General features: G+C 62.1%; 1 protein-coding gene and 5 pseudogenes. 3 read left to right on the top strand and 3 right to left on the bottom strand.

The genetic code is table 11. The annotated features are described in order from the left end of the window. Positions 1–236 precede the first annotated feature (236 nt). Positions 237–545: pseudogene (locus tag ABT070_RS46000) on the top strand (transposase); the annotation flags it as partial. A 29-nt stretch (positions 546–574) separates the two neighbouring features. Here ABT070_RS46000 and ABT070_RS46410 read toward each other — a convergent pair. Then, positions 575–851 (bottom strand): annotated as a pseudogene (locus ABT070_RS46410) (IS5/IS1182 family transposase); the annotation flags it as partial. A gap of 105 nt (positions 852–956) precedes the next feature. Between ABT070_RS46410 and ABT070_RS46415 the strand changes: the two are divergent. Together ABT070_RS46415 and ABT070_RS46420 are read left to right on the top strand one after the other, a co-directional pair. Further along, positions 957–1607 (top strand): annotated as a pseudogene (locus tag ABT070_RS46415) (transposase); the annotation flags it as partial. Further along, positions 1608–2571: pseudogene (locus ABT070_RS46420) on the top strand (IS630 family transposase); the annotation flags it as partial. A 578-nt stretch (positions 2572–3149) separates the two neighbouring features. On the opposite strand, the gene ABT070_RS46030 reads toward ABT070_RS46420, so the two are convergent. After that, on the bottom strand, positions 3150–3593 hold the full coding sequence (locus ABT070_RS46030; protein WP_351769324.1) for an ATP-binding protein: 444 nt from the start codon (positions 3591–3593) through the stop codon (positions 3150–3152). A 499-nt stretch (positions 3594–4092) separates the two neighbouring features. Continuing rightward, positions 4093–4412, bottom strand: a pseudogene (locus ABT070_RS46035) (transposase family protein); the annotation flags it as partial.

A 4412-nucleotide genomic window follows, 5' to 3' on the forward strand; every position in this document is an offset into this window, starting at 1 on the left:
ACAGTTCGTCCGACACGATCCACGGCCGCGACTGACGCTTCCCCATGCCCTCATCAACGAGCGATCAAGCCGACAGTCACATGATCGCACCACTTCTGTTAGAGCCAATTAGGGCTCGCAGAGAATTAACTTGTGCGTTCTGCGGCTTGACATCGTAGGTCAGTGCGTCACTCGCCCGCATGTTGTTCTTCTGCGAGTCTTGCAACGGCTAACACAGTGAGGTGGATCGGTTCTGGTTGCCGTGTCCGGGGCGGGAGTTAGGCGTTCGGTCTGGTGTGGGGACGTCGCCGTGGATCGTGTCGGATGAGTTGTGGGACCGCTTGGAGCCGCTGCTGCCGCAGCGTGAGCGCAGGTTCCGGTATCCCGGCCGCAAGGCATTGCCGGACCGGGAAGTGCTGTGCGGGATCTTGCATGTGCTGCACACCGGAATCCAGTTGGAGTATCTGCCGCAGGAACTCGGATTCGGCTCGGGCATGATGTGCTGGCGCCGGTTGCGGGACTGGAACGCGGCCGGCGTGTGGCAGCGGCGGCACGAGGTCCTGCTGGCGAACTCAGGTGAGGGTCCGTTTGCCCCGTACCGGTAAGTGCTCAGTCTCGTGCCGTGCCGTGTGCCCGGCGAGCAGGCGCGGGCACGATGCCGCGGGTCGCGGACTTGGTCTCGGCGGATGGCAAATGCCGTGGTCGTAGCTGCGGTCGGCGAACGGGGAGTCCTGCTTGCGGCAGAGAGGTCCGACCCGCCGCGGACCGACAGGGCAGCGGCAGTAGGTGAGTAGCGTTGCTACGGTTGCCCCAGTCAGCAGAACCACGAGCGGGGTGCCGTGCTCGTCGGTGATCAGATGGTGCTTCGAGCCAGTCGACGATCAAGTCTTCCCTCGGCTTGGGCGGTTTGAGCGTCATATAACTCCCGTGCAGAATTCTCCTACTGACCGGCAAGGCGTGGTGTCGGTTCATGAGTCTTGCGGTACGCCAAGTGCGGTGGACTGACCGACGAACGGCGGGCCTTCCATGAGAAGTTGCGGTTGGAGGCGGCCGAGCGCTTCCAGATGGGGGAGGAGGTCGCGGTCATTGGGCAGGACCTGCGGGCCAGTGCCCGGTTGGTACGGCGTTGGCGCAAGACCTGGTCGCAGGGCGGGCCGGCAGCCCTGGCCTCGGAGGGGCCGGCGTCGCTGCCGCTGCTCAGCGACGAACTTGCCGCGGATCAAGCCCCTGATTGGGCGCCGATTCCGCAAGAGCTACAGCGTCCAGGGCATTGCCGCGCTGCTCAGTCGGAATGGCTGGACCTTCCAGGTTCCCGCCCGCCGTGCCATCGAGCGCGACGAGGCGGCCGTGGCCGGATGGAGGAAGGAGACCTGGCCGCAGGTGGTAGGACCGTGGCGGCGCTCGGTGCCTGGCCCGTCTTCGAGGACGAAGCCGGATTCTCGATGACGCCGCCGACCACCCGCACCTGGTCCCGCCGCGGCCACACCCCTGTGATCCGCGTCCGGGGCCGCTCACTTCGCTGCTTGTCGGTGGCTGCCCTAGCCTGCTGCAAGAGCCGCGAATCCTCACGGCTGATCTACCGGCCCTGCCCGGACGCCCGGCCCGACGGCGGCAAGAGCTTCTCCTGGGAGGTGGCTCGGCGGTTCAGGGTGACTCGGATGTCGGCGAACCGCTGGCGTGGGGCGTTGGCTGCGGGGGGTCGGCAGGCTTTGGTCTCCAAGGGGATCGGCGGTGCCCGCTGCAAGCTCGAAACGGTCAACTGCGTGTGCTGGAGGCGGTGTTGGATGCCGATCCGGCCACTGCCGGCTGGTGCGACCTGTGCCGGACTTTGGCGAGGATCGCGGAGGTCGTGCGCCGCCGGTTCGGGGTGGAGTACACCGTGGCCGGGATGGACCTGCTGCTGCACCGCATCGGCTGGAGCGTGCAGGTTCGCTCCCGCAAGGCGACCGAGCGGGATGAAGAGAAGATCGCTGCCTGGAAGGACGAGCAGTGGCCCGTCATATAAAGACGGCGGCGGACCTGGGCGCCCGGCTCTGCTTCGAGGACGAAGCCGGCCAGGGGCTGAGGCCACCCAAAGGCCGAACCCGGGGCCGCCGGGGCCACACGCCCACCGTGCGGGTCACCGCCGCGGGTACCAAGCGTGTCTCCATGGCTGCACTGATCTGCACGAAGTCCGGCCACCGGTCCCGGCTGATCTGCCGCATCCACCTCGACCGCGGCCCTGCCAAAGGTCGGCGCAAAGGCTTCGCCGAGACCGACTACGCCCGCCTGCTGGACGCCGCACACCAGCAGCTCGGCGGCCCGATCGTCCTGGTCCGGGACAATCTGCACACGCACGTCAGCCACACCATGCGGGAGCTGATCGCCGCCCGATTCTGGCTGACCGTCTACCAGCTGCCGCCCTACGCTCCTGAGTTCAACCCGGTCGAAGGTGAGTGGTCACACCTGAAGAGATCGCTGGCCAACCTCACCAAACACAGCCTTGACCAGCTCACCGCGCTGGTGAAGACCCGGCTCAAACAGATGCAGTACCGACCCGGCCTCATCGACGGCCTCATCACCAAGACCGGCCTCGACTTCCAACCGCCGTAACCGCAGCCATTGAAGATCTATAGCGAGCCAGCCACCATGAAGACATCATGCATTCAAGGTTAGTACCAGGCCAGCATCTTCAACCACAACGCCGAGGTGGGCATCGACGTCGAAGTGGTCCAGTGACCGTGGACCAAGGGGTTCGAGCCGCTGCCGAAGTGGTCGGTGATCAATCGGGCTTTCGCTTCTCCGGATCATGCGGCGGACCACCTTTGGCGATCGTCCGTCAGTACATCGAGCGACAAAAGCGTGCACTCAAAAATACATGTCGGAGCAGCCTTGAGATGCATTTACTCCCGGCGTGAACGCCGGGGCTTTCCAGGGGTTCCGGTAGGCATTCGACCAGGCAATGAATATCGAATCTGGAAATCATGATGCGGCAGCAGCGGTGCCTCCAGGAAGCCCTGTATCTATTTTGATGCCATACACAGCAAGATGACTGTTCCGGGCTAACGATCTACCGGTAACACTCTGGCGACAGTGGCCTAGAGTGAATCGGGATCCGAAACGCACCTAGTATGTAAACTTGCGATCCAGTATCTAACATTCCTTTCTGTCCGCGCAGGGGGTCGCATACGTTATCCCGTAGAGTTGCGGAGGAGAAGAGCGAAAACCCTCTTCCCGCTTTCAGTTGCCTGTATTCCCCAATAATCTGAAATGGTATCGACAATTAATAGACCGCGTCCCGATTCAACCTCTGGAGGTGCGCCGACTGGCTGACAGATAGGTTTCGTGAATTCTGAACCGCCGTCCTTTACTGCAACGATAGCGCACCAACGTAAAATATTTAATGAAAAGTGGATACCGCTGGCTGTTTGGGCGTGCTGCAAAGCATTACCCACCAGCTCGTCAGCTATCAGCGTAATGGAATCTACCCATTGCTCATCCTCATACATAAGCGCACTTCGCACCAAGTTGCGAGCGATCTTCTGGGGTGCAGGATATTTGCTCAGATCGGCCTGCGTGCTGTGTGCTGCGTCAGTGGCCGACTTGATCCAGTCGAATTTGCCAACGTTTTTCACAGGTTCCGACTTTCTGAAATGGCGTGTTATTCGTACAGTCTAAACTGATTCTTCGAACGAGCCTCCGGGGCGTCCTCATTTAATTAGGACGCCCGAAACTGTATATGCGCGACAGTGGCAATCCGAAGCGCCGTTCCGATGTCGTGCTCCGGGGCGCCATTTTACGCTTTTATCGTCACCTAGGGTTGCGTCGGCATTTCCACGCCCCAGAGTCTTCAGATCGACAGACCACCATTCCTTAACTATAAGGGACCGTCGGTCTCTCTGCAAGGGTGTCGAACGGTTACTGCTGCTACCACTCCATCGGGCACCGGCAGTGTCGCAGACAGCAACCGCGAAGGGCAGAGGCAGAGCCACTCTCGGGAATCTCGAATGCAGCGAGGAATAGCCAAATTCTTTGGATCGCTTTAGGACCCGCAGAAGAACAACATGCGGGCGTGTGGCGCACTGACCTGCGGTGTCAAGCCGCAGAATGCACAAGTTAATTCTCTGCGAGCCCTTACGGGTTGGTGCGTGATAGCGGGTGAGACGTGTTCACCCTGCGCCCGTGCCGGTCGTGTTCCCACTGTTCGACTCTGCCGGGCAATGCTCCTGGCCGCGGTTTTCTGGGTGGTGTGATCGCTTGGCCGCGGTGGTCGCGGCTCAGGCCGAGGCAGCCGTCGTCCAGGAGGACTTCGACGTCGGGGAAGTGCCGGAAGCAGACGGCGGTGCCTTCGTTGCGGGCGGCCGTGGCGTCGTGTATACGCCCAGGTCGCAGGGCATCGGTCCATAACGTGCGGCCTCGCCAGTCGGCGATGACGGTGGCCTTCATGGTGTTCT

It is taken from the genome of Streptomyces sp. NPDC002884, assembly GCF_040295245.1.
In the GTDB taxonomy this organism is placed as follows: Bacteria; Actinomycetota; Actinomycetes; order Streptomycetales; family Streptomycetaceae; genus Streptomyces.